This is a genomic window from Leptospira montravelensis (genome assembly GCF_004770045.1).
Lineage (GTDB): Bacteria > Spirochaetota > Leptospiria > Leptospirales > Leptospiraceae > Leptospira_A > Leptospira_A montravelensis.
On sequence record NZ_RQFO01000017.1, the window covers coordinates 900,083 to 915,226 of the forward strand.

Here is a 15,144-nt window from a genome sequence, read left to right on the forward strand (position 1 = left end):
TCAAAAGCCTATTTGGGAATTTTTTTGATTTTATAACCAAACGGTTTTAAAATCGAAAGTCCCGCCAACTTATATCGGTTAGAGTGGTTCATTGTTATTTCGTAATTGTATTTTTTTCCTTCACGGAAATGGCGCTCAATGGTCGCGCCTAAAAATCCAAAGGAAACGCCAGCTCCCTTTAATATCTTTCTATACAATAGGATAAAGCTCTCTGGTGTTAAAGAAGACCCTACATAATAGACTTTCCCTTTACCATATTCATTTACTGTGATCGCAGCTTTTCCTGTGTAAAACTTCTTCGAATCATTGTATCTTGCGATGACTTTGGCCGTTGTTGGTTCCAAAATTTCACAGAACTTGGAACCTTTGAGTGGGAAAATTCCCATCCGAATTCCAACTTTTTCAGTTGCTGGTGCTTCAAACTGAAATACTTCGACGCCAGCCATTTCTCCAAACACTCCAGGAACCGGTTCTTCTACCATCCAATGGTCTTTGTCTTTGATTCCTGCACGATATCCAAGAACCAAAGTTCCCCCACCGGAAACATAGGTTTTTAATTTTTCTACGACCGAAGGTTCAAACATTGTATACAGTGGTAAAGTTAATACTTTGTAATGGGACCAGTCGTTTTCTGCGCTAATCGGAAGAGAATGAGCATTTACATTTAAAACATTAGTGCCTGCAAACCAGGTAGCAAGTTCGATATCATACCCTACTTGTGCAAAGGGAACGGGTGAAAATTTTAAACCATCACTCAAAGGTTGGTGTTTGTAATTACGTGAATTTTCAATATCGTGTAAAATTGCCACCTCAGCTCTGTAAGGCGAATCCGCAATATCGGAAGCAAATTCACTGATATCTTCTATTGTCTTTTTTAATTCAAAATATTTGGATGTTTTTCTCTTCCCATGATCCAAAATTCCGTAACAAAGTTGTTCCTGACCGAAACGTGCTGTGCGGTAACGAAAGAAATAGATTTGGTTGGCTCCATTCACTATAGCTTGAGTGAGCCAAAGACCAATTTGTCCAGGGGGAGGAAGATAACCCAAAGTATCATGCCCTTGCACACCAGAGAATTGTTCCATAACAGTGTAAGGTTTGTTTTTTAAACCTCGAGAGTACTGTTGGGTAGCCGAAACCAAAGGATGAGGGTATGGTTCTTGTTGGTTTCCCCAGACAGGATAGTTGTCCCAAGACACATAGTCTAATTTGGAAAATAATTCTGCCATGTCTGTCACAGGTAAAAAAGGAGATGGATATAGATTGGTAGTTAATGGTTTTCCTTTGCTGTATTTTTTTAAAATTTCAGCTTGGAAATGAATGTAGGAAACTAGTTCATCGGATTGAAATCTATAGTAGTCCTGAATCATCGCCGGATTGAAATTACTTGCCACATGAGCTGCCGGTAACGGAATTTCATTCCAATCCGAATAAATCACTCCCCAGAAAATGTTCCCCCAACGTTTGTTAAGCGAATCTAAATTTTTGTATTTTGTTTGTAACCAAGTTCGAAAGTTTTTAAGTGCAAGTGGTGAATAATCAACATCAGAACCCTCGTGCCCAGGTTCATTGTCAATCTGCCATCCTACAACTGCAGGATGATTACCAAAATGTTTGGCCATAGCCGTCACAATTCGCTCTGTTGCTTTTTTATAGGCCGGGGAAGAAAAACAAGCTTGGCGTCTAGTGCCTATCCCTCTAACGATACCCTCTTTGGAAACTTGGACAATTTCTGGGAATTTTTTATACAACCAAGGCGGAAAGGTAGCTGTCGGAGTCCCAAGAATGGCAGTCATTCCGTGTTCTTGAACTTTTTTTAATACAGCATCGAACAAAGAAAAGTCGAACTTTCCTTCTTTCGGCTCCATAATTCCCCAAGCAAATTCTGCAAGCCTTACTGACGAAAGACCCATTTCCTTCATGATTTTTAAGTCTTCGTCCCAGTCCGCAGGGTTCCATTGTTCGGGGTAATAACAGGCGCCAAAGATCATATTTTTCCTTTTTGCGATTGCAGAATCTATCTTGTGACACAGACTGAATCAGAAAACAGCACTTTCAATCAAATAATGTCTGACCAAGTTATTTTAGGTATATCCAACACCCACCACTATCGATTTACAATAGTCGATCTCACAGAAACCGCTAAAGAAGCGATGTTTCTACATTCTCTAAACAAAGAAATGTCCGTATTTCTTTCTAAAACCATGATGGGTGCGTTGTTTCTCGCAGAGATGACAAAAAACCAACAAAAGGTGAGCATTCAATGGAAAGATGACTCCAACAAACAAGCATTAGCTTATAGTGATCGTTATGGCAAAATGAAATCTGTTGCGTATTCTGCAAGCCATGAAGAAGGAGACATCCGAAACGAGTTTATTTTAGGCCAAGGAATTATGAAAGTTATTCGTTGGGATTTTGATTCGGATACTTACCAGTCTTATACAAACTTAGTAGAAGACACTTTTGAAGTTAATTTTATTAAATACCTTACCGAATCGGAACAAATTAAAGCAATTGTGGGAATGGAAGTTTATCCTTTTGATTTTCCCGGAAATGATTTTTCCGCTAAAGGTTTGTTCTTTGAAGCACTACCTGATGCTCCCGAAGAAAGTTTTAAGTTTCTTATTTCCAAAATTCAACCTTTAGTAAAAAAAGAAGCATTCTGGTCACTCAACATCGATGAAATGTTGAAATCCCTCCAAACAGAAATTGGATCCGAGTTGGAAGTATTAAGCAAAGAAGCACCCGAGTTTTTATGTGATTGTTCCAGACATAAAGTGGCAGATATCATCGCTTCCCTTGGTAAACAAGAAGCTGATTCTATCATTGATGAATTTGGAAAAATAGAAATCACTTGTGAGTTTTGTAGAACTGCCTACCAATTTGATTCCTTTGATGTGGAAAAATTTTTTAATCAATGAAGGCCAGTTTTCTTTCTCTTAGAGAATCGGAACTAAATCCAGTGTTTCTAAGTTTGGACCAATTAGTAGACCAATTTTTAAAGAAAAATAAATACCCCGTCATTTTGATTTCTGGAGAAATGGGTGCGGGCAAAACCACGTTTATTCGTGAATGGTATAGTCGGTTTGGGACAGAAAGTTCCATCAATTCACCTACCTTTTCCTTGTATAATATTTATGATTCGCCTAACTTTCGATTGTATCATTTTGACTTATACAGGATCAAAGTTTCCGAAGAATTAGAAGAACTTGGATTTGAAGAAATATGGGGAAAAGAAGGTGTTTCTGCCATCGAATGGTGGCAAATAGCGGAACCATATTTGCCAAAAGAAAATCACATTTATTTGTCAATTGATTCGGATTCTATGGAAGTTCGCTCCTATATTTTGGAATGGAAACAAGAGGAAGTAACGTGAACATTCTTTACTTCGATACAACTCAAGATTGGATCCAAGTCCTTGTTGTTAAAGAGTCGGAAAACACAGACCTGGAAATACTTTCCGAACAAACAGAAACCACACCAAAAGAATCCTCTTATAAACTGGTTGATTACATTCGTTTGGGTTTGGAGAAGGCAAAAATCAATAAACCAGACCTAATCATTGTTGCTAATGGGCCTGGATCATTTACGGGAATTCGCATAACAGTGACTACTGCGAAAGATCTTTCGCAATTATGGAAAATTCCTGTTTTCGCTGTCGATAGTCTTGAAGCCTATTTAGTAGGAACAAAAGGAAATAAAATCGATAAAGAAACTTCCCTACTCTGCCTGGATGGAAAACAAGGAAAGTACTATGTAAAGTATAAATCCGAAAATGAATTTTCGGATTCTTTTGACATGACTCCAGATACTATTGAATCAAAAATCAAAACCTTGGAATGGACACCTAACAATTGGTACTATACTGGAAATTTACCTAAATTTTACCCCTTAAAGGCATTAAAAATTGAGGCGACAAACTTAAATCTTTCGTCTATACTAAAGCATAGTTTGAAAAAATACTTCAAAACAGAACCAAATAAAACCGACTATTTATCTCTCCTGCCCAACTACATCCGCGGGACCTATGTAGATCACAAATGAATTTATGGATACCTATAAAATACAAAGAAAAATCATAGAATTTCTAGATCAAAAATCTGGAAAGGACATCACAAGACAAGAGATCAAAAAAAAATTTACCGAATCAAGTGAATTCAAACGACCCGACCCAAAAACAAAGAAAGTAAAATCTTTCAAACGAAAAGAAAAAGTACCTAGAAAGGAAATTGAGTTTCTTATCGATCAACTTCTCAACTTGTTAGAAGTCGAAGGATTACTAATTCCTAATAAAAAATACTTAACTGTAGCAAATCCCTTTCGCCTAACAGGCAGAATCTCCATTTCTCGTAGGGGTGATGGTTTTATCTCACTCCCTTCCAAAAACGAAATTTTTGTTCCGGGGCCCATGACCAATTCAGCCATTACCGGCGATAAAGTAGAAGTCATTCCTTTGGGCGTTGGAAAAAGAGACAGGCTCGAAGCGGAAGTCACAAAAATTGTCAAACGAGGTCGCATACTCTACCGAATGCGAGTCAGAGAAAAAACAAACAAATTTGTTTTTGGAAATTTTCTCGATATGCTTGGTGAAGGCAAAGAAGGTGTTCTTCATGTTAAGTCCATTCTCAAAGACACATTTGATTCGATTCAAGTAAACGATATACTGATTGTAAAATTTAAAGAAGGTGCACTTCCACAAGATAATCTTTATGATGTCAGTTTTATTCGATTTGAATCGGATACAAAAGAAGACAGCGACCTACAACGGATTTTAATGAAGTACAATTATGATCCGGTGCACCCAGATTTCATTCCTTTAGAATTTCCAGAAGAAGTATCGGAAAAAACAGTTTCTGATTGGAATGTAAGAACCGACTTACGCGACTTATATGCTGTTACGATCGATGGCATTACTGCGAAAGATTTTGATGATGCCATTAGTTTTGTCGATGAAGGGAATAGACTCCGTGTATGGATTCATATTGCGGATGTTTCGTATTATGTAGAAAAAGATTCACCTCTAGACAAAGAGGCTTATGAAAGAGCCACTTCTGTTTATTTAGCAAACCGTGTGGTTCCTATGTTGCCACCCATTTTATCGGAAGACCTTTGTAGTTTGGTTGCAAATACCAATCGCCTAGCCTTTACCGTAGAGATGGAAGCAAGTAAAACTGGTGAAATTTACAATGCCAAGTTTTATAAGTCCGTCATCAAAGTGAATACAAGATACACTTATGAAATGGCCGAAGCAGAAATCAAAGCTAAAGATCCAAAAAATTGGATGTATCAAGTTTCGTTATTCACAGAAGCCCTTCGCAAACGTAGAATGGAAGCAGGTCGTATCGATTTAAACTTACGAGAAACTACAATCACCTGGAACGAAAGAAAAGAACCGATTGGGATTGAAAATCGCGAACGCCTAACAAGTCACATATTAATTGAAGAGTTGATGTTGTCTGCTAACTTGAAAGTAGATGAATTTTTGAGAAAACGAAAAGCTCCTTCCTTACATCGAATCCACGAAGCTATGGATGAAGAAAAGTTAGAAACCTTGAATCATTTCCTTCAATTGAACGGATATAACATCCAAATCAAAGATACAAGTTACGCAGAAATAATGAAAGCGGTGAAAGAAATTGAAGATGGTTCCGTTGGAAAAATTTTCAATTATCTACTTTTACGAAGTTTTATGCAGGCCTACTACGGATCAGACCCACTGGGCCACTGGGGACTTGGTTTCAAGGACTATTGCCATTTCACTTCACCAATCAGGCGTTATCCTGATTTGATTGTTCATCGTGTGTTACAAGCTACACTTCTTGAAACCGAAAGAACTTATTCTGAAAATGAAATTGCTGTGATGGGACTTCATTGTTCGGAAGAAGAAAGAAGAGCTGCAGATGCGGAACGAGATATCGTTAAGATCAAATCTTTTCGTTATTTGGAATCGACAGGGATAAAGGAATTTAAAGGATTTATTGTTGGGATTCGACCTTCACAAATCTTTGTGGAATTAGATATTTCTAATTTGGAAGGCGTTTTGGATAAATCGGAGTTTACCGATGAATTTGAAGTGATGATTAAAAACGACTTCTCCTTCTATTCTAAGAAGTATTCCAAAATATTCTTTATAGGTGATCCTGTGACTGTGAGCCTCGATCGCATTGATTTTGAAGAAATCAAAGTTTTTTTGAAGTTAAAAGATTTCAAAAAAGATGAAACCGCAACCAAAAAAAAATAACAGTAGTTCCGAATCTATTTTATAACGATAGATTCGGAATTTCTTCTCGTTTCCAAACCTTTCTGAAAAACTGCCTATCTTTCACTTGAATCGACAAAATTTTTTGGATGATAGCCTCTTCGCTGATTTGATATGTTTTCATCAAATCACGGTCCAAAGCTAATTGAGAATGAGCAACCCATTTCACAAGAGAACGTTTAGTTCTTTCTGATCCTGGCAATAGTTCATTCAGCGATTCAAAAAACTTTTCATGGCTTAAAAAAAGTCCATTGGAAATTTCTGGCATTGGGGCTGCACCATGATCAGCCGTTACCACCATAATAAAGTTATCACCGTAATTGGTTTTTAGAAATTCAAAGATGGTTTCGATTTCTTTATCCGTAGCTTTTAAAACTTGTTCCGCTTCTTTAGATTCCCATCCATACAAATGACCCACCGCATCAGTAGCCTTTAAAGTTACATAGGCAAGATCAGTGATTCCATCTTTATCTTTTTTCGTATTGATGATCGTTTCAGTAAGCGTATCACGAAAAAGGGCGCCATCCATCTTAGCTTGAAATTCTGATCCTTGGAAATGATGGATTTTTGCGATTAAGTCGATTGGATCTTTAGCCTCAAAATGCGTAGAAATCTCTTTTTTAAGATCCAAATAGAATTTGAACAGATTGTACTTTTGTACAGTTTTAGGAACAAGGAAGGCGTCGTTATATGTTGACCAGGATAGATTTTTTACATCTTGCCAATACACATAATCATTATCTGGAGAAACGGTTTCAGATCCTTTTTTTATTAGTGTGAACTGTTTTCCATGTCCGCCCATACCAACTGCTGCTCTTGCCGCATAACACTGACTTACGATGACCGGTTCATTGTTCTTAAAAAGATCCCATTCATCGGCAAAACTCGGAACTTGCATCTCACTCAAATCCCAATCTTTGTTTTTTCCTTGGTAAACTGGTCTATGGAGGACTTTTCCGTCGGCATAAGAATAGATTTCATTAGAGAAGATTTTTGAGTCTTTTGGAAACGCACCGGTTCCAATGGCCATATGTCCGACGGCTGTATGTGATTCTAAATGGGCAACTTTTGCTTTTTTAAAATAAGCTGTTTTGTTTTTGAAATCTTCTAAGAAAGGATAAGCACCTTTGTGTGCTTTGTAAAGTTGTCGTCCTCCTTGGTCTACAACTACAGTGACGATGATTTCGGGTTTTCCATTCTGGTTTTGGAAAACTTTATTTAAATAGGATACATCAATGGAATTTTTAAACTTAAAGTCTAAAATTTTTCCGTAAATGGAAGGGATATGTTGTTGGTTGATTTCATCGGAATATTGACCTGTACGAATCCATTTTGGTCCATAGATCCAAATGGGAATTTCTGTATCATAAAAATATTGTGTATAGTGTGAAGTGTAATTGACTTCTTTCGAAAAATGTTCGTCTTCCACATCTAATTGCCATTGGTTTTTTAAATCATCCCAGGACAAATCATGGTCTTCTAAGATATTTTTAATTTCCTCCTTTGAATAATGGGAAAGAGTGATTGCATCCCTTGCTTCTCTATCAAAAATATAAAATGGATATGGTGCTAATATTAAATCGGTATCAGGCTGCATGGAAAGATAAGCAGCACGTTTATAATCTTTTTCCCAACCACAATTAAAAAGTACCAAAAACAAACCAACTATGACTACAATATTTCGTTTTATATATTTTTGGTGTATCACTGTTTCCTTCCTATCTTGTTACACTCTACCTGATGTTTACTTTACTAGGCAAGTGCGAATTAAAGTTGTTGGTGATCTCATGTGTCATAACTCACAGATCTCAACCTATTATTCTCCAAAAACAAAACAATATGATTCCACTACTAGTTTCGAATACGTTTCAAATTCATTACAAGATGCAGATTTAACATTAGGAAATTTAGAAACTACGATTGCAACTGATCCGAATGAATTTACAGGTTATCCTAGATTTGGATCTCCTATCGGTTATCTAAAGGGGATACAAAATGTTGGATTTGATATTTTATCCACAGCTAACAATCATTCTGCTGATAAAGGTGCTTTTGGAATTGATCATACAATTGAATCTGTTAAACAAATGGGAATGGTTCCGATTGGAACTTTTAAATCCAATTCTGATTACATAGATAGAAAGGACTTTTTTATCGAGGTCAATGGAATCAAAATTGCGATTTATAATTATACATATTCCACAAATGGAATTCCTGTTAAAAATGACCGAATTGTTCGATTACTAAATGAAAAACAGATTCAGGAAGATGTGGCTTTTGCCAAGGAGAATGGAATCCATTTTGTGGTCCTTTGGTATCACTATGGAATCGAGTACGAAGAGAAACCTGACAAGTCGCAAACCAAATGGGTAGAAATTGGATTGGAGGCCGGAGCTGATATTATCATTGGAGGTCATCCACATGTCGTGCAAAAAATTGATCAGTTTCAAGAAGAAAAAAGTTGGGAAGATCGATTGGTTGCTTATTCCCTTGGTAACTTTTTGTCCGCTCAAAATAGAGAAAACACCGATGGTGGAATCATTTTATCTTTCGAATTAGAAATCAATTCACAGAATCAAAAACGAATTAAAAATGTAATTACGGAACCGGTTTGGGTTTATTCCCATGGTTATAAAATCATACCTATTTTAAAATACACTAGGAATGAAATTCCATTAAAACTTCCGAAACATTTAGAAAAGAGAATGTTTGGTTATGAAGCCCATCTAAAGAAAATTCCAGGTATCATATTTTAAATTAATTTAACTAATAGGACTCATTTTAACCAGAGATTTCTCCGGCTATCAGATCATAACCTTTTCCTTCACGAATCAATTCGATCGAATCATCATTGATTTGTAAAATAGTGGAAAGTTCCGTTTTGACTATCCCACCATCCACAATCCCATCCACTTGGTTTCCATAAATAGATTCTAAATCATCTATATCGATGATGAACTCATCATCACAAAAGGCAGAAGTAGAAGTAAGCGGAGAATCATGTATTTTTAATAGTTCACTTAAGTAGATATGGTCGGGAATACGAATGCCAATTTGTTTGTCCTTATGGTGAGCTACCGAAGGTTTTGGAAGATTTTTATTGGCCTTCAAAACAAATGTATAGGGACCGGGTGTCACCCGTTTCATCAGTCTGTAAGCTGAATTTGGTAAATACTCAATGAAATTAGAAGCCATTGATATGTCTTTACACATAAGAGAAAGTGGTTTGTCTTTGGGTAACTTACGAATTGCGTATATTTTTTCTACTCCAAACTTAGAATGAGCATCGGCAATAATCGCATAAACAGTGTCAGTTGGAAATATAAATACGGCTCCATCCTTCAACCTGTCCGAAATTTGTTTAAGTTTTCTGATTTCGGGATTTTCTGGATGGAGATAAAGGATCATAAAAATTTCACAGCAACTATTGTGCTGTGAGCCCCCCATCCAAAACAATGCACTGACCTGTCATATAGGAAGAAGAGTCAGATGCCAAATAAATGGCTGCACCTAGTAATTCTTCTGGTTTACCAAGTCTTCCCATAGGAATACCAGCAAGCACTTGTTTCATAATAAATTCTTTGTCTTTGATCATGTCAGTCATTTCAGTATCAATAAGGCCTGGACAAATGACATTCACTCGGTAACCATTATTACACCATTCGATGGCAAGTGCTTTGGATAAAGTGATGACAGCACCTTTTGTGCCGGAATAAACGGAAGCCAATTTACTTCCTACCATTCCCAGAACAGAAGCTACATTGATGATGTTTCCACCTTCTTTTTTATGGTGTTTGTAATAGGCCTGGCAGTTGCGAAAAACACCTACATAGTTAGTTTGAACTATATTTTGTAATTCTTCTTCTTTAAATCCAGAAGCAGGAGTGTTTGTTGCTATCCCTGCATTGTTAATGAGCGTATCGAGTTTTCCATGTTTTGCTCTGATTTGACCAATGATTTCATAAGCCGCACCTTCACTTCGCACATCAAGCACTACCCCATTGATTCCTTCTTTGGCCATCCATTCGATAGATTCTGGTCTGGAACCTGCACCATAGACAATGGCTCCAGCATCTCGAAATCCTAAAGCCAAAGTTTTTCCAATACCTCGGCTGGCGCCAGTGATCAAAATTGTTTTCCCTTTTACATCAAATAAACTCATTTTACCTCGTGATTGGAAGGATAACAATCGCTAGCTTGAGGTTTTGTGTCTTCCAAAAGTTTTTTATAATCTAAAGTATTATCATCCCGAACCAAATCTCTTCTTATGTAGTGTGTTCCTTTTTCATAATAATCTGCTACGGGATTACAATCTTGAATGTCTTCCGAAAAACCTCGTTTGCATCCAAAAACAAAAACGATCGCCCATAAAAAAATAGCCAAAAGTCGAGGACTCATCATTATGAAATGAAACAATATCCCGTAAGGAATAGCAAGAATTTGTTTATACTCAAATCGACATCACCAAGAAGGATCCAAATACTCACCGATCTTGGATTTTCATTCCAAGTGAAACCAGCAAACATTGATGAAATGCAAATTCCTGGAGAAGTCCCTTTAGTTTATTTAGAACGAATGGTTCACTCTAAATTGGGAGATCAAGCTGATAAAAACAACTTATACCTAGCAGCCGATACCATTGTTGTATTTGAAAATGGAATTTTACACAAACCGGTCGACGTGGAAGATGCGGTTCGCATACTCAAAACCCTGTCTGGCAAAAAACATTCAGTCTTTTCTGGAGCAGGTTTACGGTTTGGAACAAAGTTTGATTTCTTTTATGAAGAAACAAAAATCTTATTTAAGGACTGGAAGGAAGCTGAGATTCGGGATTATATTTTGCGATGCCAACCATTTGACAAAGCTGGATCTTATGGAATCCAGGATGAAAATGGGCCGGTATTAGAACGAGTTGGTTCCTATACCAATGTGATGGGATTTCCCCTCCGAAGTTTTTTTGCACTTTCTTCGGTTTGGTTGCCTTTCTGGAAAAGGTCTATTACGCGTATAAGTTAACTAAATTTCCAGGTTTGTAGGCCGCTTTGGCATCCGGACTTGTTTGGACTTCCGCTGCTTTTTTTTCTGTTTCACCAGAAACGTATTTAGGCTGGTACGAGCGCGATTGAATTTCTTCCACTTGCTCCACTGCTTGGGTATTGTATGCGGGAGCCACATACATATACGGCTCGCCTAGTCCTGAAACTCTTGCCACATTACTTGAGATTTCCATACTATGAATATCGCCTCGATCCTATCGAAAGATTAGACCGGATTTGCTAAAATGGAAACAAAAAAATCACAAGCGAGAGAATTTACCTCTCTTTTCCAACTCTTCAAAACCCAGACTAGTAACCTTCCGCAATTTTTTGCCTATTCGGGGGAAGATTCCTATGAATTTGAACTCATCATAGATCATTACAAAGACGCGCTTTCGAAATCATCGGGAGCCTATGAGATTATTTTGATCGTTTCTGAATCAGGGGAACAGGCAAAACTTTTTGCAGAACTATTTACTCCTGACATGTTTTATCCGAGAAAACTCATTATAGTTAAACAAGCAGCTGCACTTTTTAAACCCATACTTGATGCAAAAGCCGCACAAGAATGGAAAGACTTTGCTTCTGGATTTCGCAAAAACATAACCTCTGTTTCCGATGAAATTTTTCTTATTGTTCATTATGATGGAAAAGATATCCCACAAGGTTTGGTCCAACTCTTTCAAGGAACCCTAAACTATTACAAAACTAAGTTTTTATATCCAAGCGATTATCCCAAAGTTTTCAAAGAAGTTTGTGACCAAGAACAAGTACACTTTGAACCAAATGCTGCCGAAGAATTCATCCATCGCATTCCTGCCAATGTAGGTGCTTATCTAAAAAGTGTAAAAAAACTAAAACAGTACTTACACCGTTCAAAATTTACAATCGATGATGTGAATTCTGTTTTGTTTAGCCAAAATGAACTGAATACAAATGTACTTGTTGAAACTTTGGTACAAAAACGTAAGGTAGATTTTTTTAAAGAGTTCACAAAGTTTGGGGATCAAAACTCAGAGATTCTCAGTTTCTTAACCAGACTCAGTTACAAACTGGATGAGATTCGCAAAATCAAAGTCATACGGGCAAGGCATAATGGGGAAGTTCCGATTCCGATCATGGATGAACTTTTAAAAACAGGAAGTTATTCTGATGCGAGGAAAAATTTTGTTAGAAGGCAATTGGTTTCTGATTCTGCTTTATTTACAGATAAAACTTTAGATTTGTTTTATGACCAAGTGATTGAAATGAATATCAAATTTAAATCGGGTCTTCGTGACGAAGAAGGAAGGAATTATTTTTTGCAAAAAATTATGCACCTCTTTTCTTTACTTCAAGAAAGATCTTCCAAATGATATTCATGTAATTTACGATATAAATTTCTTTCAGAAATTCCGAGTAATTTGGCAGCTTTTTCTCTATTCCCTTTTGTATAAATCAAATTGGCTTTGATGATTTCCTTTTCATAAGTTTCCAAACTGATCCCTGGTTTTACCTCTAAATCAGACAATTGATTTTCAAAAAAATGGGAAGGAATTTGTTTCCAATGCAATTGTTTACCTGTTGAAAATCCAACAAGTGCAAAGATCATATCTCGTAATTCAGAAAGATTCGTTGTAAACGTTTTGTTTTTAAAGAAAACAAAAAACTCCTCTTCTATTCCTGTTATTTTTTTACCGAGATCTGTGTTTGCTTCTTCTAAAAATTGAGAAACAAATAAGGGTAATTCAGAAATTCTTTTTTTCAGATTGGGAAGTTCAAACCGAAAAGACTTTAACTGATCATAGAAGTCAGAATACACATTCTTTTGGTTCAAAATTTCTACTTCTTCAGAATGAATTTCCCAATATAAATTTACTTTTGACTTTTCTTCATATTTTTCCGATTTCCACCATTGTTGTAATAACAACACTTCTTCCGGCTTTGCTTTTGTGATATGGTCAAGGTAAAGAGTAACCATTTGTTTTGATGATTTGATTTTTTCCAAAGATTCGGCGAATGACGTAGTATATGAAAAATCCAAACGAATGATAGAGTTTGGTAATATATTTCTTTGTTCTAAACTCTTTTGGATCCAAAAACTTTTTCCTACACCTCTTTCACCAATAATTAACATCGGTAAGTTGGAATTAGAAGTTTCGATCCATTGGTTGCGAATCTTTTGAATGTCAGATCCACTAGAAATCCATTCAAAAGGCTGTTTACTTCTTTTTGATGACACTCACTGTCCCTTGAAGATATCCATTAAACTCTCTGATTTTATTTGTATCTAAAAACTTTTTTGCCTGGGATGGTTTTACCAAAAGAGTCTTTGGATATGTTGAATTGATTTTTAATAAATTGGTTTCTGCTGGTGCATTTTTTACGCCCCATGTGGAAAGAGGATCCAAAACAAATGTAGTTTGGATCAAATACTCTTTTCCTTTATTCACAGCAACATCATAAGGTAGCTGAATCCAAATGGCTTCTCCTTTTGATTCCACAAGAACTGTTTGAAATCTATCTTTTTCTGTTTGGTCAGAATTTGATTCCGTTCGCAGAATATATTCCAAATCAGTTTTGATTTCTTCTTTTTCCAAAACACGTTTATCTGAAATTTTTTCATATGCCAAATAAAGATTATAAGGAGTGACCACGTCAACTGCCGCGCGGACGAGTGAAGCATCATATTTTTTGATTTGGTTTTGGTTCCAATTAAATGGCATTGGCAATTCTTCCATCGAAGAATACACATTGAATTGATTTAAATAAAGGTATTCATAACCTTCCGATGTTCCTATTTTCTGGTATTCCGTAATTCCAACAACACGGCTATTACTTGCCTTACCAATTCTTTGTAATTCTCGAATCGTGCTTAATTCCGAGTGATTTGGAATTAATAGAACTGGTTCAATCTCCATATGTCGCAAGTCATTCAATGCCATAATAATAGAACCTGATTTGTCTTTTACAGCGGAGGAAAGTAATAAAAACAATTTTCTAGATTCTTTTTTACCAGAAGAAACTTTTGACTTTAATCCTTGTAAGGCTGAAAGAATTGACTCAGCTTGGTTATTTCCTTGCCATCCCGTTTCTTCCATCAATTTTTTAATTTCAATATGATCTTTTGTAGGTGGGATTGTTATTATTTTTTCTTTTTTTACTAAGGTCACTCCCAAAAACAATCCGTCTTGATCGTACATAGAAGTTAAACTTTTTAAGATATCTTTTTTGTAATATGCATATGAAGAATTTATATCAATAAAAACATTTATCTCATAATTAGGCGCAACTTTGTTTTTCTTTTCGTAAAAACGAGGAGGTAAAAATCGAAAACTTTTATCGTTATGTTTTTCATAAGCTAATACAAAGTTTGAAATCAGTTTAGATTGGATGGTCTGTCTAGATTGATTTTTACAATTAAAAATAACTGTCTTAACTAAAATTGGATTTCCAAAATCAATCTGATCTTGGACCACAAAATGAGAATCCCATTCATTACAAAATGAATATAAATCTTGATCTTTAAGTTCGTTATCTTCGTTCCATTCCGATTCATTCAGATAATTTTCTATTAGCTTAGGATCTGTTACTTCAGTAAAAAAATTTCGTTTTAAATAGTGTCGTGAAAGACGGGACAATTCAAAACCAGCTTCCCTCCTTGTGCCAAGTACTTGCGGAACTTCTCCTGAAATATAAGCAGGTAAGATAGAAATTTCTTTCCCGTGAATAAAATTTGGAAAGAATGCAATAAAAATCAAAAGCACTATATGGGGAATTCGGAGGGGTCGGCGAGACATAAAATTAGAATTGGTCTATTGAGGGAAAATGTAAATCTTTATCCTACAGCCATCATTCGTTTTCTTTGAG

15 protein-coding genes are annotated in these 15,144 nt (G+C 36.1%); 7 read left to right on the forward strand and 8 right to left on the reverse strand.

Annotation, left to right across the window (positions count from 1 at the left end; genetic code table 11):
- Positions 1-8: 8 nt before the first annotated feature.
- Positions 9-1,991 carry a beta-galactosidase gene (locus EHQ31_RS18165; RefSeq protein ID WP_135572684.1) on the reverse strand — a complete coding sequence of 661 codons (1,983 nt, stop codon included), beginning with the start codon at positions 1,989-1,991 and terminating at the stop codon, positions 9-11.
- 75 nt (positions 1,992-2,066) lie between these two features.
- Between EHQ31_RS18165 and EHQ31_RS18170 the strand changes: the two genes are divergently transcribed.
- From EHQ31_RS18170 to EHQ31_RS18185, 4 genes are read left to right on the forward strand one after another with little or no spacing between them, the layout of a single operon-like run.
- Positions 2,067-2,921, forward strand: coding sequence for an Hsp33 family molecular chaperone HslO (locus EHQ31_RS18170; RefSeq protein WP_135572686.1), 855 nt, complete (start codon positions 2,067-2,069; stop codon positions 2,919-2,921).
- Positions 2,918-3,376, forward strand: coding sequence for a tRNA (adenosine(37)-N6)-threonylcarbamoyltransferase complex ATPase subunit type 1 TsaE (gene tsaE, locus EHQ31_RS18175; RefSeq protein WP_135572688.1), 459 nt, complete (start codon positions 2,918-2,920; stop codon positions 3,374-3,376). Before EHQ31_RS18170 ends, tsaE begins: the two co-directional genes overlap by 4 nt.
- Positions 3,373-4,044 (forward strand): tRNA (adenosine(37)-N6)-threonylcarbamoyltransferase complex dimerization subunit type 1 TsaB, encoded by a 672-nt coding sequence (tsaB, locus tag EHQ31_RS18180; RefSeq protein WP_135572690.1) that lies wholly within the window; start codon positions 3,373-3,375, stop codon positions 4,042-4,044. The genes tsaE and tsaB overlap by 4 nt, the downstream gene beginning before the upstream one ends.
- A gap of 4 nt (positions 4,045-4,048) precedes the next feature.
- Complete coding sequence (locus EHQ31_RS18185; protein WP_135572692.1) at positions 4,049-6,241, forward strand: ribonuclease R family protein; 2,193 nt, start codon at positions 4,049-4,051, stop codon at positions 6,239-6,241.
- A 19-nt stretch (positions 6,242-6,260) separates the two neighbouring features.
- Here EHQ31_RS18185 and EHQ31_RS18190 read toward each other — a convergent pair whose 3' ends face one another.
- Positions 6,261-7,967: an alkaline phosphatase family protein gene (locus tag EHQ31_RS18190; protein ID WP_135572694.1), complete on the reverse strand. Its 1,707-nt coding sequence runs from the start codon at positions 7,965-7,967 to the stop codon at positions 6,261-6,263.
- Between EHQ31_RS18190 and EHQ31_RS18195 the strand changes: the two genes are divergently transcribed.
- Positions 7,927-9,015, forward strand: coding sequence for a CapA family protein (locus EHQ31_RS18195; protein WP_135572696.1), 1,089 nt, complete (start codon positions 7,927-7,929; stop codon positions 9,013-9,015). The two genes, EHQ31_RS18190 and EHQ31_RS18195, sit on opposite strands and share 41 nt — an antisense overlap.
- Before the next feature lie 25 nt (positions 9,016-9,040).
- Here EHQ31_RS18195 and EHQ31_RS18200 read toward each other — a convergent pair whose 3' ends face one another.
- The 3 genes from EHQ31_RS18200 to EHQ31_RS18210 are packed head-to-tail and all read right to left on the reverse strand — an operon-like array spanning position 9,041 to position 10,675.
- Positions 9,041-9,667, reverse strand: coding sequence for an L-threonylcarbamoyladenylate synthase (locus tag EHQ31_RS18200; RefSeq protein ID WP_135572698.1), 627 nt, complete (start codon positions 9,665-9,667; stop codon positions 9,041-9,043).
- 16 nt (positions 9,668-9,683) lie between these two features.
- Complete coding sequence (locus EHQ31_RS18205) at positions 9,684-10,421, reverse strand: SDR family NAD(P)-dependent oxidoreductase (RefSeq protein WP_135572700.1); 738 nt, start codon at positions 10,419-10,421, stop codon at positions 9,684-9,686.
- On the reverse strand, positions 10,418-10,675 hold the full coding sequence (locus tag EHQ31_RS18210) for a hypothetical protein (protein ID WP_238776979.1): 258 nt from the start codon (positions 10,673-10,675) through the stop codon (positions 10,418-10,420). The genes EHQ31_RS18205 and EHQ31_RS18210 overlap by 4 nt, the downstream gene beginning before the upstream one ends.
- 24 nt (positions 10,676-10,699) lie before the next feature.
- On the opposite strand from EHQ31_RS18210, the gene EHQ31_RS18215 reads away from it, so the two are divergent.
- Complete coding sequence (locus EHQ31_RS18215) at positions 10,700-11,275, forward strand: Maf family protein (protein WP_135574049.1); 576 nt, start codon at positions 10,700-10,702, stop codon at positions 11,273-11,275.
- Here the strand turns inward: EHQ31_RS18215 and EHQ31_RS18220 are convergent.
- Positions 11,259-11,489, reverse strand: a complete 231-nt coding sequence (locus EHQ31_RS18220; RefSeq protein WP_135572702.1) for a hypothetical protein — start codon at positions 11,487-11,489, stop codon at positions 11,259-11,261. The genes EHQ31_RS18215 and EHQ31_RS18220 overlap by 17 nt on opposite strands.
- Before the next feature lie 51 nt (positions 11,490-11,540).
- Here EHQ31_RS18220 and holA point away from each other — a divergent pair, with 51 nt between their 5' ends.
- Complete coding sequence (gene holA, locus EHQ31_RS18225; protein ID WP_135572704.1) at positions 11,541-12,650, forward strand: DNA polymerase III subunit delta; 1,110 nt, start codon at positions 11,541-11,543, stop codon at positions 12,648-12,650.
- On the opposite strand, the gene EHQ31_RS18230 is transcribed toward holA, so the two are convergent.
- Entirely contained in the window at positions 12,629-13,516 is an 888-nt protein-coding gene (locus EHQ31_RS18230) for a helix-turn-helix domain-containing protein (RefSeq protein WP_135572706.1), read from the reverse strand. The genes holA and EHQ31_RS18230 overlap by 22 nt on opposite strands.
- Positions 13,497-15,074: an LIC10012 family protein gene (locus tag EHQ31_RS18235; RefSeq protein WP_135572708.1), complete on the reverse strand. Its 1,578-nt coding sequence runs from the start codon at positions 15,072-15,074 to the stop codon at positions 13,497-13,499. Before EHQ31_RS18235 ends, EHQ31_RS18230 begins: the two co-directional genes overlap by 20 nt.
- Between the last annotated feature and the right edge of the window lie 70 nt (positions 15,075-15,144).

Coding starts and splice junctions, on each gene's coding strand:
- EHQ31_RS18165 (WP_135572684.1), bottom strand. CDS start 1,991: ATGATCTTTGGCGCCTGTTATTACCCCGAACAATGGAACCCTGCGGAC.
- EHQ31_RS18170 (WP_135572686.1), top strand. CDS start 2,067: ATGTCTGACCAAGTTATTTTAGGTATATCCAACACCCACCACTATCGA.
- tsaE (WP_135572688.1), top strand. CDS start 2,918: ATGAAGGCCAGTTTTCTTTCTCTTAGAGAATCGGAACTAAATCCAGTG.
- EHQ31_RS18185 (WP_135572692.1), top strand. CDS start 4,049: ATGGATACCTATAAAATACAAAGAAAAATCATAGAATTTCTAGATCAA.
- EHQ31_RS18195 (WP_135572696.1), top strand. CDS start 7,927: ATGACTACAATATTTCGTTTTATATATTTTTGGTGTATCACTGTTTCC.
- EHQ31_RS18200 (WP_135572698.1), bottom strand. CDS start 9,667: ATGATCCTTTATCTCCATCCAGAAAATCCCGAAATCAGAAAACTTAAA.
- EHQ31_RS18205 (WP_135572700.1), bottom strand. CDS start 10,421: ATGAGTTTATTTGATGTAAAAGGGAAAACAATTTTGATCACTGGCGCC.
- EHQ31_RS18220 (WP_135572702.1), bottom strand. CDS start 11,489: ATGGAAATCTCAAGTAATGTGGCAAGAGTTTCAGGACTAGGCGAGCCG.
- holA (WP_135572704.1), top strand. CDS start 11,541: ATGGAAACAAAAAAATCACAAGCGAGAGAATTTACCTCTCTTTTCCAA.
- EHQ31_RS18235 (WP_135572708.1), bottom strand. CDS start 15,074: ATGTCTCGCCGACCCCTCCGAATTCCCCATATAGTGCTTTTGATTTTT.